Below are 24,842 nucleotides of genomic sequence, written 5' to 3' on the forward strand. Positions count from 1 at the left end.
GCCCTCCATGAGCTTCTTCGCCATCCTGTTCGCGCTGCTGATCGAGCAGGCCCGTCCCCTGGCCCGCACCAACCCCATACATGCGGGACTGCGGGCGTGGGCCTTATCGGTCAGCCGCAATTTCGACGCGGGCAAGCCTCACCACGGCTGGGTGGCCTGGAGCCTCGCGGTCATCGTTCCCGCCCTGGTCACCCTGGGTATGCACTGGCTGCTGATGCTGGCACTGGGCTGGCCGTTTGCGGTGGTCTGGAGCGTGGCGGTGCTGTATGTCACCCTGGGGTTTCGCCAGTTCAGCCACCATTTCACCGGCATTCGCGATGCGCTTGAAGAAGGCGATGAAGACCGCGCGCGCGAGCGTCTGGCTGACTGGCAGCAGGTGGACGTCGGTGCGCTGCCACGCAGCGAGATCGTGCGCCATGTGATTGAGTATTCCGTGCTGTCGGCACACCGCCATGTGTTTGGCGTGCTGGCGTGGTTTTCTGTGCTGGCGGCGCTGGGCCTGGGGCCCACCGGCGCGGTGCTGTACCGGATGGCCGAATTTGTTTCGCGCTATTGGCAGTACAAGGAGCGCACGGGCGCTCAACTGGCCAGCCCGGCGTTGCGCCGCGCCTCGGCCCGGGCCTGGACCCTGATGGACTGGCTGCCCACGCGCATGACCGCCTTGAGCTTCGCGGTGGTGGGCAGCTTTGAAGAGGCCATTGAAGGCTGGCGCTTTCATGCGCAGCGCTTTCCCAATGACAACGACGGCGTGGTGCTGGCCGCCACGGCGGGCGCGATCAACGTGCGGCTGGGTGGCGAGGCCCTGCGTGCCCGCGCCGATCTGCAGACACCGCAGGGGCTGGAAATCGAGGCCGACATGGGCGACAGCGACAGCACCCCCGGCCGCGAGCCCGAGGTGGGGCATCTGCGCAGCGTGGTGGGCCTCGTCTGGCGCTCCGTGGTGGTGTGGATGCTGCTGCTGGCGCTGTTGACCCTGGCGCGTTTGCTCGGCTGATCGGCCGGCTTTCCACGGCCGTGTGGCCGATGTGGTAGTGGGTCAGTAGCGGGTGTGACTCAATTCGGCAAACAGGTCGCTATAAATTCGATAGCGACTTGCGCTTATTCCATCTGCGCCAGAGCCATTTTGGAGCGCATTGAGTACGCCGCAGCCCGGTTCGTGCAGATGGGTGCAGTTGTAGAACTTGCAGTCCGTGGCGTGGGCAGCGATGTCGGGCATGCAGGAGGCCAGCTGCATCGGGGCGATGTGCTGCAGGCCAAACTCCTGAAAACCTGGCGAATCAATCAGGGCCGTGGTGCGGGCGCTGTCCACCCAGTACCAGTTGGTGCTGGTGGTAGTGTGCTTGCCCGAGTTCAGAGCCTGTGAAATTTCGCCCGTCAGCACGGTGGCGCCGGGCACCAGCAGGTTGATCAGCGTGCTCTTGCCCGATCCCGAGGGCCCCAGCACCAGCGTGGTCTTGCCTTGCAGGTGCTGCATCAGCAGCGCGCGGTCCACGTCGCCCGACAGCGAGAGCGACAGCGGCAGCACGCCATAGTGGTGCCCGCCGCCCATGTGGCGGTAGGGCAGCAGGCGCTCCCAGGCGCGGGCAAAGGGCTCCACCAGGTCGCTCTTGTTGAGTGCAATCAGCGGCTGGATGCCGGCAGCCTCGGCCGCGATCAACGCGCGGGCCAGCTGGCTTTCCGAGAACACCGGTTCGGCGGCGATCAGGATCAGGATCTGGTCGAGATTGGCGGCGAAGGACTTGGTGCGGATCTCGTCCTGGCGGTAGAACAGGTTGCGCCGCTCCAGCACTTTTTCGATGGTGCCTTCCTCGCCCTGTCCCTTGGGAGGGGCCTGCCACAGCACCCTGTCGCCCACCACGGCCTGGCTCTTCTTGCCCCGCGGATGGCAGATGCGGCGCTGCCCGTCGGCGGTCTCCACCATGCAGTGGCGCCCGTGGCCGGCCACGACGAAACCTTCCATCAGGGCGCTGCGTTCAGTCATGGGGGCGGGCGGCGATGCTCATGCCAGCAGGGCGTCGAACCGGGACGCGCAATCGAAGTCGGTGGCGGAGATGCCCTGCACGTCGTGCGTGTTCAGGCGCACCACACAGCGGTTGTAGTGCACCGACAGGTCGGGGTGGTGGTCTTGTGCATTGGCAACAAAGGCCACGGCATTCACGAACGAAATGGTTTCGTAGTAATTGGCGAAATGGAAGGTCTTTTCGATGGCCACCTGGGCGCCATCGCCAGCCAGCGACCAGCCTTCGATCTTGGCCAGATTTGCTACTATTTCTGTAGCTGTCAGCGCACGGCGAGTGTGCGCTAACCAGTCTTTTTTCTTCAACATCGTGGTCATGGTTGGGCGGGTGATGGCATGCGCGCCAGCCGCTCGGAAGCGGGCGGGTGCGAATAGTAGAACTTCACATACACCGGGTCGGGGGTGAGCGTGGAGGCGTTGTCTTCGTAGAGCTTGAGCAGCGCCGCAGCGAGGTCGCCCCCGTTGGCCTGGGCCACGGCATACGCGTCGGCTTCAAACTCGTGGCGGCGCGACAGCTGGGCAAACAGGGGCGCAATGAACAGCGTGAAAACAGGCACGGCCAGCAGGAAAAGCAGCAGGGCCAGCGCATCATTGGGCGCCGGGGCTACGGTCAGGTCCAGCGAAATGTTGGGGCGCACTCCCAGCCCGGTGTAGAACCACACCTGGGCGGACAGCCAGCCCAGCAGGGCAAAGCCGGCCAGGCTCAGGGCAAACAGACTTACCACGCGCTTGAGAATGTGGCGGTGCTTGAAGTGCCCCAGCTCATGGGCCAGCACGGCTTCGACTTCGCCCGGCGAGAGTTGGCGCAGCAGGGTGTCGTAGAAAACAACGCGCTTGGCGGCGCCAAAGCCCGTGAAATAGGCATTGGCGTGGGCGCTGCGGCGGCTGCCATCCATCACGAACAGCCCCTTGGCCGCAAAGCCGCAACGCTGCATCAGCGCCGTGACGCGGGCCTTGAGCGATTCATCTGCAAGTGGCTGGAACTTGTTGAACAGCGGCGCGATGAAGGTGGGATAGATCACCATCAGCAGCAGGTTGAATCCCATCCAGAAGCACCAGGCCCACAGCCACCACAGCGGGCCAGCCGCCCCCATCAACCACAGGATCAGCGCCGCAACGGGCAGGCCAATCAGGGTGCCCACGAGGGCGGACTTGGCCAGATCGGCCAGCCACAGTGCGGGCGTCATCTTGTTGAAGCCGAAACGCTGCTCGATCACGAAGGTCTGGTACAGCGTTACCGGCAGGTCGATGGCGGCGCTGATGACCACGAACGCGGCCAGCAAGGCCAGTTGCTGCCACATGCCGCCGCCCAGGGCGTCCAGCAGGGCCCGGTTCAGGACATCCAGCCCGCCCAGCAGTGTCCAGCCGAGCAAGACGGCGGCGCCCAGCGCCATCTCCAGCAGACTGAAACGGGCCTTGGTGATGGTGTAGTCGGCAGCCTTCTGGTGGGCGGCCAGCGCAATGCGCGTGGCAAAGGCCTCGGGCACGCTGGACCGGTGCTGGGCCACATGGCGAATCTGGCGCGAAGCCAGCCAGAACTTGAGCAACAGGCCGGCACAGATCACCGCAGCAAAGGCGAGTGTGAGGGCGGTGGAGGGCGAAACGGCGTCGGAAATGGGCATGTGGGGGCGAGTTTAGGCCATCAGCGACAATGCCCGCCATGTCTGAAGCCAACAACCCCGTACCCCCCGTGCTTTCCAAATCGGACCAGAACCTGGTCTGGCTGGATTGCGAGATGACCGGCCTGGAGCCCGATACCGACCGCCTGTTGGAAATTGCCGTGATCGTGACCGGCCCCCAATTGGAGCCCCGCATCGAAGGCCCGGTGCTGGCCATTCACCAGGCGGATGAACTGCTGGACAAGATGGACGCCTGGAACAAGGGCACGCATGGCCGTAGCGGCCTGATCGACAAGGTCAAAGCCTCCACGGTGACCGAGGCCGAGGCCGAGCAGCAGATACTGGATTTTCTGGCCCGTTACGTGCCCAAGGGGGTCGCGCCCATGTGTGGCAACAGCATTGGCCAGGACCGGCGCTTTCTGGTGCGCTATATGCCCAGGCTGGAGCGTTTCTTTCACTACCGCAATGTGGACGTGAGCACTCTCAAGGAGCTTGCCAAACGCTGGAAGCCCGAGGCCTACAGCAGCTTCAAAAAGGCGCAAAAGCACACGGCGCTGGCCGATGTGCATGAAAGCATTGACGAGCTGGCGCACTATCGCAAGCAGCTGCTGTCGGTTTGATGGTGGCTGGACGCCGCGTTGCCGCGGCGGACTTCAATCCTCTGTCATGGCGGTATGTTAGGAGTAGGGGCTTGCGGGGAAACCCCTATCCGTGCCATAATTGCGAGCTGCGCAGGAAACTGTACGCAGATTGTGCATCTCCCCTCACACACCGGGCTTGCCAGCCGGCTGTCTCAGACAGCGCAGGACTGGCGAACAACGCCCACCAGCATCCGCCCAGAGCGCATGCAGGCTTCGTTTGATGGTTGATGTTTTTTAACCATTGACGAAGCCATCGCAGGCTGCGCTTGCGACCGTCTTCGTGAGAGAAAAATTCATGACCGACACCTCTTTGGTGCAGGGCGATTTCGCGCCTGCAGACACTTCTATTGCTGCCGATATTTCCGTGCAGTCCACCCTTGAATCTTCTGTGGAATCCACCAGCGAGGCAGTCACTGCCGAGCCCAATGGCTTCATCGAACTGGGCTTGGCCCCCGAACTGGTGCAAGCCGTGGCCGATCTGGGCTACACCCAGCCGACCAGCGTGCAGCTCAAGGCCATCCCCCTGGCCATGGGCGCTGGCGCGGATGCCAAGCACTTCATCGACCTGATGGTCTCCAGCCAGACCGGCAGCGGCAAGACCGCCGCCTTCCTGCTGCCGGTGCTCAATACGCTGATCAACCAGCAGGCGGCCGCCGAAGCTGAAGAACGCGCTGCGTTCGACCGCTCCGTGGCCGAGGCCGCTGCCCGTGGCGAACCCGCTCCCAAGCGCGCCAAGCGCAAGGACCCTACCAGCTCGCGCAACTTCAAGGCCGCCACCCCCGGCGCCCTGATCCTGTGCCCCACGCGTGAGCTGGCGCAACAGGTCGCACACGACGCCATCGACCTGGTCAAGCATTGCCGTGGCCTGCGCGTGGCCAACGTGGTGGGCGGCATGCCCTACCAGTTGCAGATCGCCAAGCTGCAGAACGCCGACCTCGTAGTGGCCACGCCTGGCCGCCTGCTGGACCTGCAGCGTTCAATGCAGATCAAGCTCGACAAGGTGCAGTTCCTGGTTGTGGACGAAGCCGACCGTATGCTCGACCTGGGCTTCTCGGACGACCTGGCCGAGCTGAACCAGCTGACCAGCCAGCGCAAGCAGACCATGATGTTCAGCGCCACGTTCGCGCCACGCATCCAGCAATTGGCCATGCGTGTGATGCACGACGGTGGTTCGTCGGTGCAAAAGGTGACCATCGATTCTCCGCAAGAGAAGCACGCCAACATCAAGCAGATGCTGTACTGGGCCGACAACGCCCAACACAAGCGCAAGATGCTGGACCACTGGCTGCGTGACACCACGATCAACCAGGCCATCGTTTTCGCCAGCACCCAGGTGGAGTGCGACGGCCTGGCCAACGACCTGCAGCAAGAAGGCTTCTCGGCCGTGGCGCTGCACGGTGCCCTGAGCCAGGGCCTGCGCAACCGCCGTTTGATGGCACTGCGCGCCGGTCAGGTGCAGATCCTGGTGGCAACCGATGTGGCGGCACGTGGTATTGACGTGCCCACCATCACCCACGTGTTCAACTTTGGCCTGCCCATGAAGGCCGAGGATTACACCCACCGCATCGGCCGCACCGGCCGTGCGGGCCGCGATGGTCTGGCCATCACCTTTGCCGAGTTCCGCGATCGCCGCAAGATCTACGACATTGAGTCGTACAGCCGCCAGCAGTTCAAGGCCGAAGTGATTCCGGGCATGGAGCCGTCGGCGCGCCCACCCCAGGCCCCCCGCGGTGGTGACTTTGGCGGCCGTGGTCGCGCAGGTGGTGGTGGCTACGACCGCGATAGCCGTGAGCGCAAGTTTGGCGGCCCTGCCCGTGGTGGCAATGACCGTGGCGGCTTCGGTGGTGGTTTTGGCGGCGGCTTTGCCGGTCGCGATAACCGCGGCGCTCCTGCCCGTGCTGAAGGTGGCGGTTTCGCTGGCCGTGACGACCGCGGCGGTGATCGTGGTTTTGCTCTCCGCCGTGATGGCGACTCCTATGGCCGCAAGCCCGGCTTTGGCGACGCTGGCCGGGGTGGTTTCGCTCCCCGTGGCGATGCGGGCGCACCGCGCGGCGACTTCGCTCCCCGCAAGCCCGCTTTCTCCAAGCCAGCTGGTGCTGGTGGCGGCAAGCCATTTGTGCCCCATGATGCCCGCAAGCGCCCTGCGCGCCCTGCACGCTGAGTCATCAACGACTGCTCAGGCCTCACTGACACGTTGAAAAGGGCTGGTTCCGTAAGGAGCCAGCCCTTTTTTATCCGTCATGGGTGCTGCCGTCCCTCCGATGCGTGCTCGGGTCAGGGCCGCTGGGCACCCTCTGGGCATAGCCATACAGCCGCTCGGGCGGCACTCGCGCCAGCAGGTTTTTGTCGTTTGTTGCGGGGCCGGTGATGGCAAAGGCAGGTTCGGCAGTGTTGCGGTGCAGGGTGGTGGTGACGCTTCGTCCCTGTGCATCGGTAACGGCTGCCACCAGAGGTGTGCGGGCTTCTGCGCCGCGGCGCATCACCACGCCCAGCTCTCCGGATGCAAGTTTCACCAGATTCCCCGGCGGGTAAATCCCCAACACCTTGATGATGGCGGACGACATCGCTCCCCCCTTGTCGTCCCGAAACATCTGGCGGGCGGCATCCTGGACGCTCATCGGCGGACGGATCACGCGGGGGCTGATGCGCGCCATGAAAACATCGGCCATGCGCAGCATCTGCGCCAGTTCACTGATTTGTGTGGTGCCGGTGGGGTAGCCTTTGCCATTGGCTTGTTCATGGTGCTGGCGCACCGCATTCAGCCATTGGGTGTCGGTGATGCCCGCCTGGACGAGCAATGCAGCGCTGTCGAAGGGATGGGCGCGCAGTTGGGCGCGCTGTCGATCCAGCATGGGGTAGTCTTGGCTCGCCATCTGGCCCTGCAGGTCGGCGATGCTGGCATTCATGGTGAGCGCGGCCAGCGTGACGAGGCGAATGTTTGCAGTAGTCCATTCCATGCGTTGTGCCATGAGGATGGTCAGCAGCGCGGTGTAGACGCTGTGGCTGAAGCCGTACCGCAGGTGTCTTGCCTGGTCCTGGCGGACGGCCATGAAGATGGCAATGTCGGCATCCAGTTCCGCCAATGTGATCAACTCCTGGGCCAGTGCATCTATCTTTGCAAGGAAGTCAGGTGCATCTGGCAGGTTGTGCAGCAGCGACTCCAGGGTGTCGATGGCATCCGTCCAGTGCACATAGATGCTCTTGGTGGGCGCAGGCTTGGGCGAAGCAAGGGCTTCTACCGCCCTCTTTTCCTCCAGGTCCACGTACATGCCACGCTCTAGCAGTGCCTGCATTTGGGTCTCGCTGCTGATGACATGCCCGCGTGCGAGAAGCAGCGTGCAATCATGATTGCGAACGTTCCACGGTAGCGGAGCGTCCATCTGGATTTCGGACTCCACCAGTTTCAATAATTGCACGGCCGGCCCTTGGTTGATCGCGTCATCTGTGTCGTCAATCTTTCACATCGGTGTGGTGTCTCTCCCAACGATTGTTGCAGAGTGGCCGACGATTGGCCGTGGCACCGTCGTCAGGCACGGGCGGAGATGCGTCCGATCTCGGGCCAGCGATGGTGCAGGTAGATCCAGGCCAGCATGCCCACGCCCATCATCAAGAACGATGCCACCGCTAGCCAAACCGTGGAGTGCATGACCAGCGGGGCCACCACGCCGGCCACCACGCCGTTGGCAGCGGAGCCGACGAACGCCTGCAGCGACGACGCCATGCCGCGCCGCTGCGGGTACAGGTCCAGCACCAGCAAGGTCACCACTGGCACCATCAGTGCCCAGCCAAAAGCGAAAACGGCAATGGGGAGCAGTGCCCAGCTGGCATGCGCTGTAAACAATGCATTGGCGATCACGTTGGCAACCGCCACCACGCACATGATCACGAAACCATGCCGGACCTGCCGCTTGGGCGCAATGCGCCCGGCCAGCCGACCGCTTAGCCACGCGCCACCCATGATGCCGCAGATGGTCAGGCTAAAGAACCAGAAAAACTGCGTGGGTGCAAGCCTCAGGTGGTCACTCAGAAAAGCCGGGGCTGCCAGTACATACAGGAACATGCCATTGAACGGCACCCCGCTGGCGAAGGCCAGCAGGAGAAAGCGCATGCTCGACCCCAGCTCCCAGTAGCCTCGAAGAAGGTGCGGTATGTTGAAGGGCTGGCGATGGCTCGCTTGCAGCGTCTCTGGCAGGAAGCGCAGATTGGCGATCCAGAGTGCCACGCCCACCAGCGTCAGGAACCAAAAAATGCTGTTCCAGCCCAGATGCACAAAAAGCCAGCCGCCCACGATGGGTGCAAGGGCCGGCGCAACACCAAAGTAGATGGTGACCTGACTCATGACCTGCTGTGCCTGGGCAGGCGGGAACATGTCACGGATGACGGCGCGTGACACCACAATGCCTGCGCCGGTGGAAAGGCCCTGCAAGGCGCGAAAGAACACCAGTTGCGCAATGCTCTGGGAGAGTGCACACCCAGCCGATGCGATGGTGAAGATGGCAATACCCGTCAGCACAACGGGTCTGCGGCCAAAGCTGTCTGCCAGCGCGCCATGAAAGAGATTCATGAAGGCAAAGCCGAACAAATAGGCGGACAGGGTCTGCTGCATCTCCACCGGGGTGGCGCCCAGAGCAATGGCAATGCCCGAGAACCCGGGAAGGTAGGTGTCGATCGAAAAGGGCCCCAGCATGCCCAGCAAGGCCAGCAGCACGGCCAGCGCCCACCGGGGTGCGGGCCATAGCAGGTGGGCGTGTGGATTCATGAGAATGGTTGAAGGGAGGAAATGAAGTAGTGCGCCAGAAGCGGCGCCGAGGCCAGGTCCATTATGGACGAGCCCTTTCCCGTGGCGCCGGCAGGCAAGCCAGAGGCCAATGAACGCGCTTACCTTGCATGGCCTGCGCCGCAGTTTCAAAAGCCTGACGGAGTGGCTCGATATTCCCGCTGGCGTGGTCGCTCAAATCATGGGACGCAAGCCCAGCGCAACCGCTGAAAAGCATTACACCGTGCGCCCGCTAGACCTGCTGCGCGTGCACCATGAGCGCATCGAGGCGAGGGTTCTGGAGCAGGCCGGGATTGTGTTTGATGCCCAGCCGCGCCCGGTGCTCTGCGCATGGTGGCTGGGTGACAAGCATTTCGTATCGCCACGCGCTACAATCAACCCGTGATTAAGTCATTCCGTCACAAGGGGCTGCAAGCCTTTTTCGAGCGAGGCACCAAGGCGGGCATTCAGGCCGCCCATGCGCCCAAGCTGGCCCGGCAACTGGCCCGACTCGACCAAGCGCAACAGCCCCAGGATATGAACCTGCCCGGCTGGGGCCTGCACTCGCTGCATGGCAACCTTGCCGGGCATTGGTCGGTGTCCGTGAATGGCAATTGGCGCATGACCTTCGCCTTTGAAGGCGTGAATGCCGTACTGGTGGACTATCAGGACTACCACTGAGACAGGAGAAGCAACGATGGCACGCATGTTTAACCCCCCGCACCCTGGCCTGGCGCTGCGCGATGATGTTTTGCCCGCGCTGGGGCTGAGTGTGACCCAGGCCGCCCAGCAGTTGGACGTGTCCCGCGTGACCTTGTCGCGTGTGCTCAATGGCCGCGCTGCTGTCTCCCCAGAAATGGCCCTGCGCATAGAGGCGTGGCTAGGGCCGGAGCGTGGTGGTGATGCCCGTGTGTGGCTGGCAGAGCAAAGTGCCTACGACATGTGGCAGGCCGCACAGCGTTTCAAAGACGCGCCTATGCACGTCCAACCTGCGCCAGCGATGGCGTGACCGTTTTCGCCCCAGCTAGGCCGGGCCGCAATCCTGCCGATAAGCCAGTCCCCCCGCTGGTCTGCTGGGGCTCCTGATACCGGGGTGCATCGGGGGATGCCGCTGTGTCAACAGACAAACCGTACAACCGCAGTCATGCGGAAGCGATGCTACTGCCATGCCCTGAAAGCCGGTATTGGACGATTGATGACCGAGGCGTATGGGAGCCCCCTCAGCCGTGGGGAGCGTCCTGCCTGGAGTGGAGTCGGACTCCACCCCGTGCGTCTATCTTGGGAATTCTCAAGATGCGCCGCTATCTGTGTGAATCACACAGATGCCGTGCCCCAGCACCCGGCATTGCCACGGCATGAGCAAACGATGCCACGGCATACCCCTGCAACCGTTCCACCCCTTCAGAGGGCCTTCGCAACGCTCATTCAACGGACGTTCAACAGCACCGCCGTGTTTAACGTGCTGGCACCGTAAACCACCACCCCAGCCCCCGCCGTGGGGCTTTTGGGGTGCTGGTGCTGGGGCTCGATTCCCGAAATTCGCTTACATCCGCCCTTGCATCGGACGAGCGAAAACCCAAAACAAAAAACCATGCTACCGGTTTGATAGCATGGTTTCGTGTGCCCATGCGGGCTAGCTTGGTGGGTCCTGAGTGACTCGAGCACTCGACCTACGGATTAAGAGTCGGAGTAAATATATATTTGGCCGTGTTGATTGGTACTGATAGAATCAATATAAATCAACAACTTACGGCTGATGTACTGGGTAAGAACACAGCATAAGCGTTGATTGATATTCCCCAAAATATGGGGTTTTTGGCTACATGGTGGCTACATGGTGGCTACATGGACTGCCCGTGTAGCCAAAGCCAACCGGAGCAACAACATGGCCCGCCCAAAAAAGACAGACACGCCAGACATTGCCGAGCGCATCAACCTGACTGCTGGCGCAATCGACCGCCTGGCCTGCCCCGCTGGCAAGCAACAGGCATTCATGCGAGACAGCGAAGCGCCCGGCCTGCGTGTACGTGTAACCGCTGCTGGTGCGAAGTCTTTTGTCTATGAGGCCAAGCTAGACCGGCAAACCATCCGCCGCACCATTGGGGACGTGAAGCTGTGGAGCATTGAACAGGCCCGCACCGAAGCCCGCCGCCTTGCCGTGGTGCTGGATAACGGGCAAGACCCCCGAGAGATAGAGCGCCAGCAACAGGCAGACAAGGCCGCAGCCAAGGCGACCGCAGCCGTCCAAGCCGTTACCGTGGGTGAGGTGTGGGCCCTGTACCTTGAGGCCCGCCGCCCGCACTGGGGAGCGCGGCACCATGCCGACCATGTGAAGCTGGTTCAAGTCGGGGGCGAGGTTTCCAAGCGTGGCACCCGTGGCCGTGGCGTGACTGTGGCCGGGCCGTTGCATCCGCTGATGGGGCTTGCGCTGCGTGACCTGACCGCGCCCGTTATCGAGGCATGGGCCGCACGCGAGGCACAGACCCGCCCAACATCCGCCCGGCTGGCATGGCGCTGCCTGAAAGCCTTTTTGAGCTGGTGCGCAGAACAGTCGGAATATGCGCCAGCGATGCCCAGCGTGAACCCTGCCAAGACCAAGAAGGCCCGCGAGGCATTGGGCAAGGCCGGTGTGAAGCAGGATGCACTGCTGAAAGAGCAGCTACCCGCGTGGTTTACCGCCGTGCAACAGATTCAAAACCCCATTGCAGCCGCCTACCTGCAAGTGCTGGTGCTGACTGGTGCAAGGCCGGGCGAGGTGCTGGGGCTGCGCTGGGAGGATGTCAACACCAAGTGGAAAGGGTTGACCATCCGGGACAAGGTGGAAGGCGAGCGCGTGATACCCCTGACGCCCTATGTGTCGCACCTGCTGCACTCGCTGCCGCGCCGCAGTGACTGGGTGTTTCCCAGCACCGCACGGGGCAAGGACACCGAAGGGCAGACCCTGAGCATCCCGAGAGCCCCGCATACTGCTGCGTGCGCCGTGGCTGGTATCGAGGGGCTTACCTTGCATGGGCTGCGCAGGTCATTCAAGAGCCTGACGGAGTGGCTCGAAATTCCCGCCGGTGTGGTGGCTCAAATCATGGGCCACAAGCCCAGCGCAACCGCTGAAAAGCACTACACCGTGCGCCCGCTAGACCTGCTGCGCGTACACCATGAGCGCATAGAGGCGTGGATTTTGGAACAGGCCGGGATTGTGTTTGATGCCAAGGCCGCGCCCGGTGCGCTGCGTGTGGTGGCCGTCTGAAATAACGCAACTACAAATAATCCTTGCAATCTAAATAAACGTAGCTACACTAAACCATGAATGTGACGTTCGACCCGGCCAAAGATGCCGCCAATCTGGCAAAGCATGGGTTTTCATTGTTGGATGCCGTGGGCTTCGAATGGGAAACCGCCGTGGTGTGGCCCGACACGCGCCGGGACTATGGTGAGCCCCGCATGGTGGCGCTGGGCTATATCGGCCTGCGCATCATGTACGTGGTGTATGTTGACCGCCCGCCAGAGCAACCGACCGAGCGCCGCGTTATCAGTTTGAGAAAAGCCAACACGCGAGAGGTGAAACGCTATGCCGAAACTTAAAGCCGGAACCATCCAGCCGACGCCTGCCGAGGATGCAGCAATCACAGCCGCCGCAATGGCAGACCAAGACGCCCGACCCTTCACGGATGCTGAATGGGAGCAGGTCAAGCCGTTGGCACGCCGTGGCCGCCCGCTGGGTAGTGGCACAAAGGCCCAGGTCACTCTGCGCCTGGATGTAGAGGTGCTGGAGAAGTTCAAGGCATCGGGCGATGGCTGGCAAACCCGCATCAATGAGGCCCTGAAAAGCTGGGTGCGGGCGCACGCCTGACCGTTTCGCCCCAGCTAGGCCCGCCTCGAAACCGGGCCGAAAAGCCAGTTCCCCCGCTGGCCTGCTGGGGCTCCTGATACCGGGGCTGCATCGGGGGTGCAATGAAATCGCGGACTCAGACCTACAGCCCAAGCCACCTCATCGCACTGGCCGAGATTGCTACCGCGATTGCCATCGCACGCGGTACAGCGGGCTTGGAGGAACTGCATTGGCTTGCGCAGCAGGCCGCGAATGGGTTTCTGACCGCCCACTTGTATCCGCCGCACCAGCCATGGCAGAACGGCAACATCACCAACAGCGACGGCAAGCAAGCGCACAACTCTGCGGGGATTAGCCGCTACGGCAAACCAGCATCCAACCCGGCAGGGATATGGCGCACGCTGGGAAAAAAGGCCATGCTGGCCTATCGGGGCGACAAGGACGCATTCAACTACCCGCCCGCAGCATCCACATGGCACATGCTGGCCGCCGATGTGTACGAAATCGCGCAACAGCCCATGTGGAGCGCGATAGCAGCCGCAGCCCTACGAGACATTGCCTGTCGCTACAGCCCCGAATTGATGGGCGAGAGGGCGACACCCGCACCGCAACAGCCCGCACCTGCCGCAGTAGAGGCTTTGCCAGCGCAGCCCCAGGCCGCAGCGCCTGCGCCTGTGGTGGCAGAGAGCGCAGATGATGGCGAAGCGTGGAAGGCGATGGCGCGGGAAAGGGCTGGCGAAATCATCAAGCGCCAGAGAGAAAAAGACCTGCACCCAAGCCAAGAGGCTATAGCAGACGAGATTGCAAGAGAGTTTCGACAAGCCTGCATTGTGGGTGCCGGTGGCAAGCCGCTAACGGGTGCGTACATCAAGCGCCATGCACTCAAAGGCATATCGAGCGCACAAAACAGACAGCTATCAACGTCAATACGCCGGGGCAAATAGGGCAAGAAAATTCGGGGCAAGCGTTGCCCCGCAAAACCTAGCATTCATGCGGGTTACAGCGTTATTGCTTCGCTTTGAGGGCAAGCGATGCCCCGAAAAAGGTATGCACCATACCCGGCCTGTGCTGCTGGGTTGAAAGTGCAAACCGATGCAAGCAACCGAACACAGCGCAGAGACCCGCCGCGCTGTACCTGAGCCTCAACAGTTCCCCCCGCTGGAATCTGTTACCCGCCCGACAGTGGACACCGCAGCCGCTGCCTACTACCTGAACCGCAAGCCGCAGACATGCCGCGCATGGGCTTGTCTGGAAAACGGGCCGCTGCGCCCCATCCGTATATCTGGCCGCCTTGCGTGGCCCGTTTCTGAACTGCGCCGCGTGCTGGGGGTGGCGTAATGAAAGCGCTTTACCTGCACCCAGATGGCGAGGGCGAAATCTTTTTCGAGGCTGCCGCGGGCCGCCTGTTTACATCGAACGATGCCGAGGGCCTGAGCGCTTATGCACTGATTGGCCCGGCTGGCCTGCGCGAAGTGGCTGCAAAGCTGCTAGAGCTGGCCGATGAAATGGAGGCGACGGAATGAGCGCCGCTATCAATCGCCTGCTGCTGGCGCTGTGGTGCGCCGCCCCGTCCCGCTGGTTCAACCGTGGGAGGGCCGCCAAGTGAAAACGCCCGACACCACAAAAGCAGTATCGAGCGCTACCCGGCAAGGTGCGCAGATTATCACCCCCGGTGGATTGCCCGCCAAGCTGAACACCGTCACCGCCGAGGTACTGGCCCGCCTGCTCAACTATGAGCGCCTGACCAGTCTTGACGCTGTGGACGAGGCCAGCACCACCCGCCTATCTGCTGTGACCTTCTACCTTGCGGAAAAGTACGGCTGGCCCATTGAGGCCGTGGACAAGGCAGCAGGGTGCCGTGATGGCCGCGTGGCGTGGGTGGCTGAATACTTCCTTGGCCCTGAAATCGTGGCCCGCGCAATGGCCGATGGCGCTGGCGACTGGTGCGCCAAGGTACGCGCTGCCCGCCGCGCCCGCCGTGCCCATGCCGCCCAGGCCCGACGCGAGGCAGAGCGCGCAAACGCCGCCCGCAAAGCCCGCCGTCACCATCCGGGGCAGCAGGGATTGTTTGAGGGGGGTGCAGCATGAGTGCACCAATGCACCCGACCATGCAGCAACTGGCAGACAGCGCGGGCGTGTCGCGCCGCCTGGTGTTCCAAGCCCTGGCAGTGCATCGCTATGGCTGCCCGGAGCTGGTCAAAGCCGCCCATGGTGGCCTGCTGGCAATGAAGCACTGCGAGACGCTGGCAAAGGCCATGCCGCACGATGCACAGCGCGAGTTCCTGGCCGAACTTCCGACCATGACACCGCGCCAGCGTCACGACCTGCTGGCACTCATCAAAGGCGACCTGCTGCACCGCACCCGCAAGGCACGCGAAAAGGTGGGGCACTGACATGGCCGGGGACGTTGCCTACTTCGCGGCAAAGACCATCGGCATGAGCAAGGTCAACGGGCGCAAGCCCTGCGACCTACTCACCGCCGCCCGCCACAACCTGCGCGAGATTCAGGCCGAGCTGGGCAGCGTGGGACGGATTGACCCAGGGCGCAGCGCAACCAATGCCATCCTGGCCGGGCCTGCACAGGCTGCTGAGGTGAAAGCCTTGGCTGTGTCATCGCTGGCCGCCGCCGGGCTCAATCCTGCCGCCATGCGCCGCGACCACGTTCAGGCGCTAGAGTTTGTTTTTAGCCTGCCGCCATCGTCCGGGGTTGACCCTGCCGCCTACTTCACCCGCTGCCTTGCGTGGCTGGCCCAGGCCCTACCGCTGCCGGTGCTGTCTGCCGTGAGCCATGCCGACGAGGTTGCGCCGCATCTTCACGTCCTGCTGCTGCCGCTGGCTGATGGCGTGTATGCGGGAGGCAAACCCGTGGAGCGCCCCAAGCTGCTGCGACTGCGCGAGAGCTTTTTCAGCGTGGTGGCCGGGCCTGCCGGATTGCAGCGCGAATCGGCAAAGCTGCGCGGAGAGCCCAAGCGCTGGGCTGTCACCGCCGTCCTGGCCCACTGTGAGGCCATGGGGCTGCCTGCCGCTAATGGCCCGCTGTGGCCGGTGCTGGTGGCCGCCATCGAGCGCGACCCGACCGCCGCAGTGCGTGCGCTTGGGATTGAACTGAGTGCGAAAAATGACGGCCAAACCCAGGCCGAGCCAAACCCTATAGGGATTGAAGGAGCCACGATGAGCCGCAAAGCAAACCCTATAGGGATTGAAAAACAGGGCGAAAAAATCCAATCCCTATCCTGTGTAGGGTTCGCCCGTTCCACACCCTCAAAACAGCACCCGCCCGCCATCCGTTCACTGGCTGAACTATGGGCTGTAGCGGGTTGCAGTTCGCACTGGAAAGCGTCCCGCGTTGACCGATTGGGCATAGCACGCGCCGCGCAGCAAAGAGCACTTGCCCGACACGCCAGCAAGCCGCCCAGGCCATCCCAAGCGCCCACCGTGCATGTCGGAGTCGATGGCCTGACCCGAGAGCGCGACGAGCACGCCCACGACCTGAGCGCATGGGACTGAATGCGCCGACGCCCCGACTTCGACAGCGAACAGGCCGCACCTGCCGTGGAGTCGGACTCCACAGCAGCACAGTGCACCAGTGCACCCGCTGCCCAGGCGTCACTGCTGTAGTGGGCTCGAACATGACCAAGGCCGTGAAGCGCCGCAAGGAGATTTGGGAGGCGCTGCATCCGGTGAAGGCGCAGCGGTTTGAGAGCGTGTTCGAGGCGCTGGGGGTGGAAGCTGAGACCGATACCGTTGGTGGCGCAACTTGCGCCACCAATGACGACCTGCGCAGTGACGGACGCAAGAAAGGCCCGCAGCACCATCAAGCCTTCGCATCCGAAACCGCCGCAGTCACAGGCGAAAGCAAGTCGCAGATTAACCGTCACCTTGCCCGCGCAGAAGCATTGGGCGATGACCTGGACAAGGTGACAGGCACCAGCCTGGACAAGGGCGTGGAGCTGCTGGCACTGAGCGACGGCGACGGCGTGGCAGGCATGGGCCCCGCAAGACCGCAGCGAGCCAGACAGCGACGACGCGATGGACTGGTGAGCGACCCACGACACCCCACTGACCCGGCCAGCGTGCCGGGTTTTTGCTTTGCAGCCGGACATGGTGCATGTGCACAGCGAGGGCCGGGGTCCCTGGTGCGGGTTCGGCACGCACGGGCGCGGAGAGGCACCGCGAATGAGAGTTTTTCGCATTACCACAACTGATTGCAATGCAGCTTGAAGCGAGTGTGTACGAATCAAAGCGCCCTGCGTGCCCCAGACGCCCCCCTCGGTTGAGGGGTGGCTCCAATCCTGGTTGCTCCCGCCAGAACAGTTGTTACCCCAGACGCCCCCCTCGGTTGAGGGGTGGCTCCAATCTCCCCCCTGGTTCGCGCCATGCGCGAGCAGCCCAGACGCCCCCCTCGGTTGAGGGGTGGCTCCAATCCGCTCACTTGAAACCGTTTCAAGTGAGAACCCAGACGCCCCCCACGGATAAGAGGTGGCTCCAATGCGCCAGCGGCCCGCACCCTGGAGCGCAACGGCAAGACCTGATAGCAAGCCCCCGCCGTGGGGCTTTTTTGTAGCTGGTGCTGGTGCCCTTGCTGGTCATTCCATGCCGAGCCGACCCCATCAAACCCGCCGCTACAAAAACCATAGTGCAGCATTATTTTCAAAAGCTATCAGGCACATTTGTTGCGGGTTGCATATTCGATGCCATGCGTTTTTGATAGCTTGCATCAATCAATCTGCAACCAAAGACCTGCCGCCCCAGTAATTCGCACCGTGGGGCTTTTGGGTGCTGGCGGTGGCTAGCTGTGTGAATCACACAGATGCACCTGCAACCCGCACCGCAGAGCGCAACGACAAGGCCAGATAGCAAGCTCTTGCCCGTGGGCCTGGTGGCGCAGCGCTGCATCCCCAGGACGCCATGAGCCCCCCGCCGTGGGGCTTTTCTTTTGCCTGGCGCTGGGTGGCTACATGCTGGCTACACGGTGCAAAACCCTGTACCGCTGGCTACATGGTGGCTACATGAGCCGGAACGAAGCCAAAAACAAAAAACCCTGCTACCGGTTTGATAGCAGGGTTTCGTGTGCCCATGCGGGCTAGCTTGGTGGGTCCTGAGTGACTCGAACACTCGACCTACGGATTAAGAGTCCGCTGCTCTACCAACTGAGCTAAGAACCCAAACTTTTTAATCTGTCAGCATTGCTGCTGAGCCTCGAATTATGCACTAATTTTTCTGATGTTGGCAAGGGTGCGCGAAAAATTATTGCATCGCATTGCGGCTGGCCAGCTCCACAAACAGGCCGCTGTGGTCCAGTTGGCCCAGTCCGTGTTCGACGCCATCTTTGTACAGCGCCTCGAAAAGCCTGGTGATGGGGGCATCGAAGCCGATTTCCTGGGCGGTGATCAGGGTGTTGTCCAGATCCTTGAGTTGCACCGCCATGCGGGCTCTGGGTGCAAAGTCGCGGTCCACCATGCGCTGGCCGTGCAGTTGCAGAATCCGGCTGTCGGCAAAGCCGCCACTGATGGCTTCTCGCACTTTTGCCATGTCGGCACCGCCTTTGGCGGCAAAGAGCAGCGCCTCGGCCACCGCGCCAATGGTGATGCCCACAATCATCTGGTTGGCCAGCTTGGCCAGCTGGCCGGCGCCATGAGGGCCTACATGGGTGGCCCGGCCAAAAACGGCGAAGATGGGTTGTGCACGCGCAAAATCTTGCGCCTGACCGCCGACCATGATGGCCAGTGTGCCGTTTTCTGCGCCCACCGTGCCGCCCGAGACCGGTGCGTCCAGATGGGCCAGCCCTATCTCATCGAGGCGGGCCGCGTGGTCGCGGGCTTCCCGCGGTTGTATCGAGGCCATGTCGATGAACAGGGCGCCCGGCCGCATGGCCTGTGCCGTGCCCAGCTCGAAAAGCACCTGCTTGACCACGGGGCCGCTTTCCAGCAGGCTGATGACGAAGTCGGCGTTTCGGACTGCCTCAGACGGTGCGCCGTGCACCGTGGCGCCCAGGGATGCGAGCGGATCGGCCTTGGCGCGGGTGCGGTTCCAGGCGTGCACCTGGTGGCCTGCCGCGCACAGGCGCCGGGCCATGGGCAGCCCCATCATGCCAATGCCGAGGACGGCAATGCGAAGTGGTGGTGTGGTGGTCATGGGCGCATCCTTGGCAGCTGATTTCTTTGCCATCATCATGGTCTTTTTCGCTGCCGCTCCCTGTCAGCGAGCTTGCAGCGTGCAGACCGCGGCGGGATGGTGGCACGCACCAAGGACGTGCGCCAAGCCCTTGCCCAGCTGCCGTGGGCCTGACCGCGCACACGCCGACGAACGCGTGGCTTACATCAGCAGGTGTTCTCCCGCGTTGTCGCCACCCAGGATCACATAGTTGACCTTGCGCACATCCATCAGCCGGGTGCCACCGGCATAGCTGATGGAGCTTTGCACGTCCTGCTCCATCTCGACCAGCGTGTCGGCCAGCTTGCCCTTGATGGGCTCCAGGATGCGCTTGCCTTCTACGTGCTTGTATTCGCCCTTGTTGAAGTCGCTGGCCGAGCCGTAATATTCCTTGAACAGCTCGCCATCCACTTCCACGGTCTTGCCGGGCGATTCTTCATGGCCGGCAAACAGCGAGCCGATCATCACCATGCTGGCCCCAAAACGGATGCTCTTGGCGATGTCGCCATGGCTGCGGATGCCGCCGTCGGCAATGATGGGCTTGGTGGCCACGCGGGCACACCACTTGAGCGCGCTGAGCTGCCAGCCTCCAGTGCCAAAGCCCGTCTTGAGCTTGGTGATGCACACCTTGCCCGGGCCCACGCCCACCTTGGTGGCGTCGGCGCCCCAGTTTTCCAGGTCGATGATGGCTTCGGGTGTGGCCACGTTGCCGGCAATCACAAATGACTGGGGCAGGTGCTTTTTGAGGTAGCCGATCATGTTCTTCACGCTGTCGGCGTGGCCGTGCGCGATGTCGATGGTGATGTATTCGGGGGTGAGCCCCAACGCCACGAGCTGGTCCACGGTGTCGTAGTCGGGCTGCTTTACGCCCAGAGAGATCGAGGCGTAGCAGCCTTTGGCGTGCATGTCCTTCACGAACTGGAGGTTGTCCAGGTCGAACCGGTGCATCACGTAAAAGTAGCCGTTTTGCGCCAGCCAGGTGCAGATTTTTTCGTCCACCACCGTTTTCATGTTGGCCGGCACCACCGGGATGCGAAACGAACGGCCGCCCAGTTCCACACTCGCGTCGCATTCCGCGCGGCTTTCCACGCGGCACTTGCGCGGCAGCAAGAGAACGTTGTCGTAGTCGAAGATTTCCATGAGATTCCAAGCTCCATCAAGGGACGCAGCCAAACAATTTTGGCTGCGGTGGGCGCTTGGCCTGGCGACCGGTTGTGGGGGCGGGGCCGTGGTGGCCGCTCCGAACCCTGCTGAGCGCAGGCACAAAAAAACCGGACGTCAAGAAACTTGGGCCCGGTGATTGATTCTACCCGTGCGCCGTATTTCGCGAATGTCCCTACCTGCCGCCGGGCTGCGCCCCGCAATCGGATTGCGCTGCGGCCACAACCCGCCCTTGCGCATCCTGCACCCAGCCCACCACGCGCAGGCGTTCGGCTTGGGCGCCGTCGGGGATGCGCATGGGGCGTGCTTCCATCCAGTGCGTTTGCTCTCTATTAAATAGCTTATTGCGCTTTATCCATGTGCCCTGCAGCATGTTTCTAACCATATTCCGCGCCACGGGAGAGCCTTCGGTGCCTGCAGGCACGGCCTCTACCAGCAGCAGATAAAAGCGCCAGTCGGTGGCCGCTGCGGTGCGCCCCGGCGCTGCCCTTGCCGGCGTGAATGCGATGGCGGTGCCCACATAGTCGTTGAAGGCCATGCCGTGCGCCACGCGCAGCCGCGCAGAGGGCGCGCCTTCCACCGGTGCGGTGAACACATCGGTGCCGGCGGGTGCCTGGCGCCCCAGCGCCTGCAAGCGGTGCAAGGCATCGGTGCTGGCGGCGGCCGACAACGGTGCATCGTCTCCCAGCGCACCCGGCACGATCCAGTCCAGTACCAGTGCGCTGGCCGAGGGCGCCGGCGTGGCGCGGTCGCTCCAGCAGGCCGCGCAGTCGGCGCTGATGAAGCGCTCAAACAGTGCCACGGGGCGGGGTGCGCCGTTGCTGCTGCAACTGGCCTGCGCCGCCAGATAGGGGCTGTGCAGTGCCAGGAGGGCAGTCAGGGTGAAGGCCGTTTTTCTCATGGGTAGGGCGGGGTGCTTTCTACAATGGCTGCATGTTCCCACAAGACCCGTTTTCGGGCGCACCACAAGCCCTGGTGCCCCCACACGCCGGTGCGCCCTCGGCCGCATCGCCCCTCCTGGCCAACCTCAACGACGAGCAACTGGCCGCCGTCACGCTGCCCGCAGGCCATGCACTCATCCTGGCGGGCGCTGGCTCGGGCAAGACGCGCGTGCTCACCACCCGCATCGCCTGGCTGCTGCAAAACGGCTACGCCACGCCCGGCGGCATCCTGGCTGTCACATTCACCAACAAGGCCGCCAAGGAAATGGTGGCGCGCCTGTCGGCCATGCTGCCGGTGAACGTGCGGGGCATGTGGATTGGCACCTTCCACGGCCTGTGCAACCGCCTGCTGCGCGCCCACCACAAGGCGGCGGGGTTGGCGCAGTCGTTCCAGATACTCGACACCCAAGACCAGCTCTCGGCCATCAAGCGGCTGTGCAAGCAGCACAACGTGGACGATGAGCGCTTCTCGCCCAAGCAGCTCGCCTACTTCATCGCCAACTGCAAGGAAGAAGGCCTGCGCCCCGCCAACGTGGAGGCCCACGACAGCGATGCGCGCAAGAAGGTCGAGATCTACCAGCTCTACGAAGAACAATGCCAGCGCGAAGGCGTGGTGGACTTTGGCGAGCTGATGCTGCGCAGCTACGAACTGCTGCGCGACAACGACGCCATCCGCGAGCACTACCAGCGCCGCTTTGCGCACATTCTGGTGGACGAGTTTCAGGACACCAACAAGCTGCAGTACGCCTGGCTCAAGCAACTGGCGGGCAACGAGGTGGGCGGGCGCTTTGAGGCCCGTTCTGGAGATTGCAGCGTGATCGCCGTGGGCGACGACGACCAGAGCATCTACGCCTTCCGCGGCGCGCGCGTGGGCAACATGACCGACTTTGTGCGCGAGTTTGACGTGCAGCGCCAAATCAAGCTGGAGCAAAACTACCGCAGCTACAGCAACATTCTTGACTCGGCCAACGCCCTCATCAGCCACAACAGCCGCCGCCTGGGCAAGAATCTGCGCACCACGCAGGGAGCGGGCGAGCCCGTGCGCGTGTACGAGGCCAGCTCTGATCTGGCCGAGGCGCAGTGGATGGTCGATGAAATCAAGCAGCTGGTGCGCAACGATGGCTTTGAGCGCAAAGAGATCGCCGTGCTTTACCGCAGCAACGCACAAAGCCGGGTCATCGAATCGGCGCTGTTCAATGCCAGCGTGCCCTACCGCGTGTACGGCGGCCTGCGGTTTTTTGAGCGCGCCGAAATCAAGCACGCGCTGGCGTATTTGCGCCTGTTGGAGAACCCGCATGACGACACCAGCTTCAGCCGCGTGGTCAACTTTCCGCCGCGCGGCATTGGTGCGCGCAGCATCGAGGTGCTGCAGGACGCCGCCCGCGCCGCCGGTTGTTCGCTGCACGACGCGGTGAGCGCCGTGCCCGGCAAGGCGGGTGCCAATCTGGGTGCGTTTGTGGCCATGGTGGACGTGCTGCGCGAGCAGACCCAGGGCCTGAACCTGCGCGGCATCATCGAGCAGATGCTCGAATCCACGGGGCTGGTGGAGCACTTTCGCTCCGAGAAGGAAGGCGCCGACCGCATCGAAAACTTGCAGGAGCTGGTCAACGCCGCCGAGAGCTTTGTCACGCAAGAAGGCTTTGGCCGCGATGCCGTGGCCCTGCCGCTGGACGAGCATGGCACGCCGATCACGCAGAGCGCGGTGAGCCAAGGGATTGATCCTAACGCGCCGGTGCTCGATGAACCTTTGAAGCCCGCCGTGCCCGGCATCGTGGACATCGACACCGGAGAAACCCTCTCGCCCCTGGCCGCCTTCCTGACCCACGCTGCATTGGAGGCGGGCGACAACCAGGCCCAAGCCGGGCAAGACGCCGTGCAGCTGATGACCGTGCACGCCAGCAAGGGCCTGGAGTTTGACGGCGTGTTCATCGGCGGCCTGGAAGAGGGTCTGTTCCCGCACGAAAACGCTGCCAGCGACCGCGATGGCCTGGAGGAAGAACGCCGCCTGATGTACGTGGCCATCACCCGCGCCCGCAAGCGCCTGTACCTGAGCCACTCGCAAACGCGCATGCTGCACGGCCAGACGCGCTACAACGTCAAGAGCCGGTTTTTTGACGAGCTGCCCGAACAGGCCCTCAAGTGGATTACGCCCAAGCAGCAGGGCTTTGGCTCGTATGCGCCGAGTTTTGCTACTAAATCAGGAGCTGGTGGCGCATACGGGGCAAGCGCCAGAGGTCAATTTGGCTTCAAATCTGAGACCTTTGCCAGCCCACCCGTGCCGGTGCAGAAGGCCGCGCCCTCGCACGGTTTGCGCGCCGGGATCAACGTGTTCCACACCAAGTTCGGCGAAGGCAAGGTGCTGGCCATCGAAGGCACCGGCGACGATGCGCGCGCGCAGGTCAACTTTCCGCGCCACGGCACCAAGTGGCTGGCGCTGAGCGTGGCCAAGCTGACGGTGGTGGAGTAAGGCGCAGGGCGACGGCGCTTGCGTGCTGGATATGCTGTATCTGGATAGCGCCTCTCCCCACGGATTTTCCGATCAGAACCCTTCAATCAGAGTCCTTGCCCATGGAAGTCAAAGCCCAAGTTCATAACATTTCTAAACTGAAGGACTACTACTTCATCGTCCCCGATTACCAGCGTGAATATGTCTGGAAGGTGGACGATCAGGTCGAGCAATTTCTGGCCGACATTGCCAATGAGTTTGAGCCAGGTGCCAAGGAGCAGAGCAGCTATTTCATCGGTTCCGTCATCATCGTCAAGAATGAGGAGGGAAAGCATGATGTTATTGATGGCCAGCAGCGCCTGACCACTACTGTGCTCACCATGTGTGCGCTGCGTGATCTGCTCAAAACCCAGACGCTGGACAGCAAGCAAACCCATTACTTCCAAAGTATCGATAGCTGGCTTTCCAGTTTTGATATCGAGACCAATGAAGTACAGGTGCGGTTGGAGCTGCAATACGAGGAAAGCAAAAATTTCCTCTCGCAGCTCATTCAGGGGCAACTGGTCAATGCTGATGAAACTGCATCCATCCAAAAGTTGCGCCAGGCCTACGAGCGCATTCGCTCTCATCTGAATCAATACCTCGCCGTCAGCTTGTCGGCGCTGACGGAGTACGCCCATTACTTCCTTACCAAAATCGACCTCGTCGTCATCGAATCCGAAAACCTCAGCAGTGCCCTGAAAATCTTTGAAACCATCAACCAGCGCGGCGCCGGGCTCAACGCGATGGACCTGGTCAAGAATCTGCTGTTCAGCAAAGCGCGGGGCAACGACTTTTCGCGCATCAAGGAAAAGTGGAAGGACCTGACGGGCCACCTGCAGCGCGCGGGCGAGGGCGACAGCCCTTTGCGCTTTCTGCGCTACTTCCTCATGGCGCGCCACTACGAAGGCATCCTGCGCGAAGACGAGTTGTACAAATGGATCATCTCGCCTGAAGGAAAAAAGCGCCTGCGGTACGAAGAAGCGCCCTACGATTTGGCTGTGGAACTGGAAAAAGGCGCCCGCCGCTACGCTGATCTGGTGTGCGCTACCGAGCTGCAGAACGATGGCGGTACTTACCCCGCCGTCACCCGCATCGGATTCATGAACAAGGTCAAATCGCGCCAGCACCTGATCTTGCTGCTGGCGCTCGATCCCTGATGGCCACCCAAATTCCCCCGTCTATGGCCACCTCAAACTCCCCCACCTGAACTGATCGGGGATAGGGGTTTAACGCCGGCGTC

At 62.7% G+C, this 24,842-nt stretch carries 24 protein-coding genes, 1 tRNA gene and 1 pseudogene; 17 read left to right on the top strand and 9 right to left on the bottom strand.

Annotated features, from left to right (window positions below; genetic code table 11):
* Nucleotides 1-7: 7 nt before the first annotated feature.
* Nucleotides 8-994 carry a CobD/CbiB family protein gene (locus CCX87_RS04835; RefSeq protein ID WP_087744221.1) on the top strand — a complete coding sequence of 329 codons (987 nt, stop codon included), beginning with the start codon at nt 8-10 and terminating at the stop codon, nt 992-994.
* 42 nt (nt 995-1,036) lie between these two features.
* Here the strand turns inward: CCX87_RS04835 and rsgA are convergent, their stop codons facing one another.
* The 3 genes from rsgA to CCX87_RS04850 are packed head-to-tail and all read right to left on the bottom strand — an operon-like array spanning nt 1,037 to nt 3,639.
* Nucleotides 1,037-1,981 carry a ribosome small subunit-dependent GTPase A gene (gene rsgA, locus CCX87_RS04840; RefSeq protein WP_086913115.1) on the bottom strand — a complete coding sequence of 315 codons (945 nt, stop codon included), beginning with the start codon at nt 1,979-1,981 and terminating at the stop codon, nt 1,037-1,039.
* An 18-nt stretch (nt 1,982-1,999) separates the two neighbouring features.
* Complete coding sequence (locus CCX87_RS04845; RefSeq protein ID WP_086913114.1) at nt 2,000-2,335, bottom strand: 4a-hydroxytetrahydrobiopterin dehydratase; 336 nt, start codon at nt 2,333-2,335, stop codon at nt 2,000-2,002.
* On the bottom strand, nt 2,332-3,639 hold the full coding sequence (locus CCX87_RS04850) for a M48 family metallopeptidase (RefSeq protein WP_087744223.1): 1,308 nt from the start codon (nt 3,637-3,639) through the stop codon (nt 2,332-2,334). Before CCX87_RS04850 ends, CCX87_RS04845 begins: the two co-directional genes overlap by 4 nt.
* Nucleotides 3,640-3,677: 38 nt before the next feature.
* On the opposite strand from CCX87_RS04850, the gene orn reads away from it, so the two are divergent.
* Together orn and CCX87_RS04860 are read left to right on the top strand one after the other, a co-directional pair.
* Nucleotides 3,678-4,256 (top strand): oligoribonuclease, encoded by a 579-nt coding sequence (gene orn / locus CCX87_RS04855; RefSeq protein WP_087748185.1) that lies wholly within the window; start codon nt 3,678-3,680, stop codon nt 4,254-4,256.
* A 316-nt stretch (nt 4,257-4,572) separates the two neighbouring features.
* Nucleotides 4,573-6,438 (top strand): DEAD/DEAH box helicase, encoded by a 1,866-nt coding sequence (locus CCX87_RS04860; protein ID WP_087744225.1) that lies wholly within the window; start codon nt 4,573-4,575, stop codon nt 6,436-6,438.
* A 70-nt stretch (nt 6,439-6,508) separates the two neighbouring features.
* Here CCX87_RS04860 and CCX87_RS04865 read toward each other — a convergent pair whose 3' ends face one another.
* On the bottom strand, nt 6,509-7,693 hold the full coding sequence (locus CCX87_RS04865; RefSeq protein ID WP_232476487.1) for an HD-GYP domain-containing protein: 1,185 nt from the start codon (nt 7,691-7,693) through the stop codon (nt 6,509-6,511).
* 110 nt (nt 7,694-7,803) lie between these two features.
* Nucleotides 7,804-9,036, bottom strand: coding sequence for a multidrug effflux MFS transporter (locus CCX87_RS04870; RefSeq protein ID WP_087744227.1), 1,233 nt, complete (start codon nt 9,034-9,036; stop codon nt 7,804-7,806).
* Between the two features lie 115 nt (nt 9,037-9,151).
* Between CCX87_RS04870 and CCX87_RS04875 the strand changes: the two are divergent.
* The 12 genes and pseudogenes from CCX87_RS04875 to CCX87_RS04935 form a co-directional block, all read left to right on the top strand.
* A pseudogene (locus CCX87_RS04875) lies at nt 9,152-9,439 on the top strand (hypothetical protein); the annotation flags it as partial.
* Nucleotides 9,436-9,714 carry a type II toxin-antitoxin system RelE/ParE family toxin gene (locus CCX87_RS04880; protein ID WP_087744229.1) on the top strand — a complete coding sequence of 93 codons (279 nt, stop codon included), beginning with the start codon at nt 9,436-9,438 and terminating at the stop codon, nt 9,712-9,714. The pseudogene CCX87_RS04875 and the gene CCX87_RS04880, both read left to right, overlap by 4 nt.
* 16 nt (nt 9,715-9,730) lie before the next feature.
* On the top strand, nt 9,731-10,042 hold the full coding sequence (locus CCX87_RS04885; RefSeq protein WP_087744230.1) for a HigA family addiction module antitoxin: 312 nt from the start codon (nt 9,731-9,733) through the stop codon (nt 10,040-10,042).
* Nucleotides 10,043-10,918: 876 nt separating this feature from the next.
* On the top strand, nt 10,919-12,277 hold the full coding sequence (locus tag CCX87_RS04890; RefSeq protein ID WP_011806458.1) for a tyrosine-type recombinase/integrase: 1,359 nt from the start codon (nt 10,919-10,921) through the stop codon (nt 12,275-12,277).
* Nucleotides 12,278-12,333: 56 nt separating this feature from the next.
* A complete protein-coding gene (locus tag CCX87_RS04895; RefSeq protein ID WP_011806457.1) occupies nt 12,334-12,612 on the top strand; it encodes a BrnT family toxin in 279 nt (92 codons plus the stop codon).
* 55 nt (nt 12,613-12,667) lie between these two features.
* Nucleotides 12,668-12,880, top strand: a complete 213-nt coding sequence (locus CCX87_RS04900) for a BrnA antitoxin family protein (RefSeq protein ID WP_232476488.1) — start codon at nt 12,668-12,670, stop codon at nt 12,878-12,880.
* Between the two features lie 101 nt (nt 12,881-12,981).
* Nucleotides 12,982-13,803 carry a hypothetical protein gene (locus CCX87_RS04905; RefSeq protein WP_011806455.1) on the top strand — a complete coding sequence of 274 codons (822 nt, stop codon included), beginning with the start codon at nt 12,982-12,984 and terminating at the stop codon, nt 13,801-13,803.
* Between the two features lie 393 nt (nt 13,804-14,196).
* Nucleotides 14,197-14,382: a hypothetical protein gene (locus tag CCX87_RS04915; protein WP_011806453.1), complete on the top strand. Its 186-nt coding sequence runs from the start codon at nt 14,197-14,199 to the stop codon at nt 14,380-14,382.
* Between the two features lie 79 nt (nt 14,383-14,461).
* Nucleotides 14,462-14,947, top strand: a complete 486-nt coding sequence (locus CCX87_RS04920; RefSeq protein WP_041836399.1) for a hypothetical protein — start codon at nt 14,462-14,464, stop codon at nt 14,945-14,947.
* Nucleotides 14,944-15,252, top strand: coding sequence for a hypothetical protein (locus tag CCX87_RS04925; protein WP_087744232.1), 309 nt, complete (start codon nt 14,944-14,946; stop codon nt 15,250-15,252). The genes CCX87_RS04920 and CCX87_RS04925 overlap by 4 nt, the downstream gene beginning before the upstream one ends.
* 1 nt (nt 15,253) lies before the next feature.
* A complete protein-coding gene (locus tag CCX87_RS04930) occupies nt 15,254-16,366 on the top strand; it encodes a plasmid recombination protein (RefSeq protein ID WP_087744234.1) in 1,113 nt (370 codons plus the stop codon).
* Between the two features lie 122 nt (nt 16,367-16,488).
* Nucleotides 16,489-17,064: a hypothetical protein gene (locus CCX87_RS04935; protein ID WP_087744236.1), complete on the top strand. Its 576-nt coding sequence runs from the start codon at nt 16,489-16,491 to the stop codon at nt 17,062-17,064.
* A gap of 884 nt (nt 17,065-17,948) precedes the next feature.
* Here CCX87_RS04935 and CCX87_RS04940 read toward each other — a convergent pair.
* The 4 genes from CCX87_RS04940 to CCX87_RS04955 all read right to left on the bottom strand — a co-directional run bounded on the left by CCX87_RS04940 (nt 17,949) and on the right by CCX87_RS04955 (nt 21,074).
* A tRNA-Lys gene (locus tag CCX87_RS04940) sits at nt 17,949-18,024 on the bottom strand.
* Nucleotides 18,025-18,106: 82 nt separating this feature from the next.
* Nucleotides 18,107-19,027 carry an NAD(P)-dependent oxidoreductase gene (locus CCX87_RS04945; RefSeq protein WP_335622383.1) on the bottom strand — a complete coding sequence of 307 codons (921 nt, stop codon included), beginning with the start codon at nt 19,025-19,027 and terminating at the stop codon, nt 18,107-18,109.
* Nucleotides 19,028-19,174: 147 nt separating this feature from the next.
* Nucleotides 19,175-20,152: a GMP reductase gene (locus CCX87_RS04950; RefSeq protein WP_087744238.1), complete on the bottom strand. Its 978-nt coding sequence runs from the start codon at nt 20,150-20,152 to the stop codon at nt 19,175-19,177.
* Nucleotides 20,153-20,348: 196 nt separating this feature from the next.
* Nucleotides 20,349-21,074, bottom strand: a complete 726-nt coding sequence (locus CCX87_RS04955) for a hypothetical protein (protein WP_087744239.1) — start codon at nt 21,072-21,074, stop codon at nt 20,349-20,351.
* Nucleotides 21,075-21,106: 32 nt separating this feature from the next.
* On the opposite strand from CCX87_RS04955, the gene CCX87_RS04960 reads away from it, so the two are divergent.
* Together CCX87_RS04960 and CCX87_RS04965 are read left to right on the top strand one after the other, a co-directional pair.
* Entirely contained in the window at nt 21,107-23,581 is a 2,475-nt protein-coding gene (locus tag CCX87_RS04960; RefSeq protein WP_087744241.1) for a UvrD-helicase domain-containing protein, read from the top strand.
* 101 nt (nt 23,582-23,682) lie between these two features.
* Nucleotides 23,683-24,759 carry a DUF262 domain-containing protein gene (locus tag CCX87_RS04965; protein WP_087744243.1) on the top strand — a complete coding sequence of 359 codons (1,077 nt, stop codon included), beginning with the start codon at nt 23,683-23,685 and terminating at the stop codon, nt 24,757-24,759.
* Nucleotides 24,760-24,842: the final 83 nt, after the last annotated feature.

This window comes from Acidovorax sp. T1 (assembly GCF_002176815.1).
Classification (GTDB): Bacteria; Pseudomonadota; Gammaproteobacteria; order Burkholderiales; family Burkholderiaceae_C; genus Acidovorax.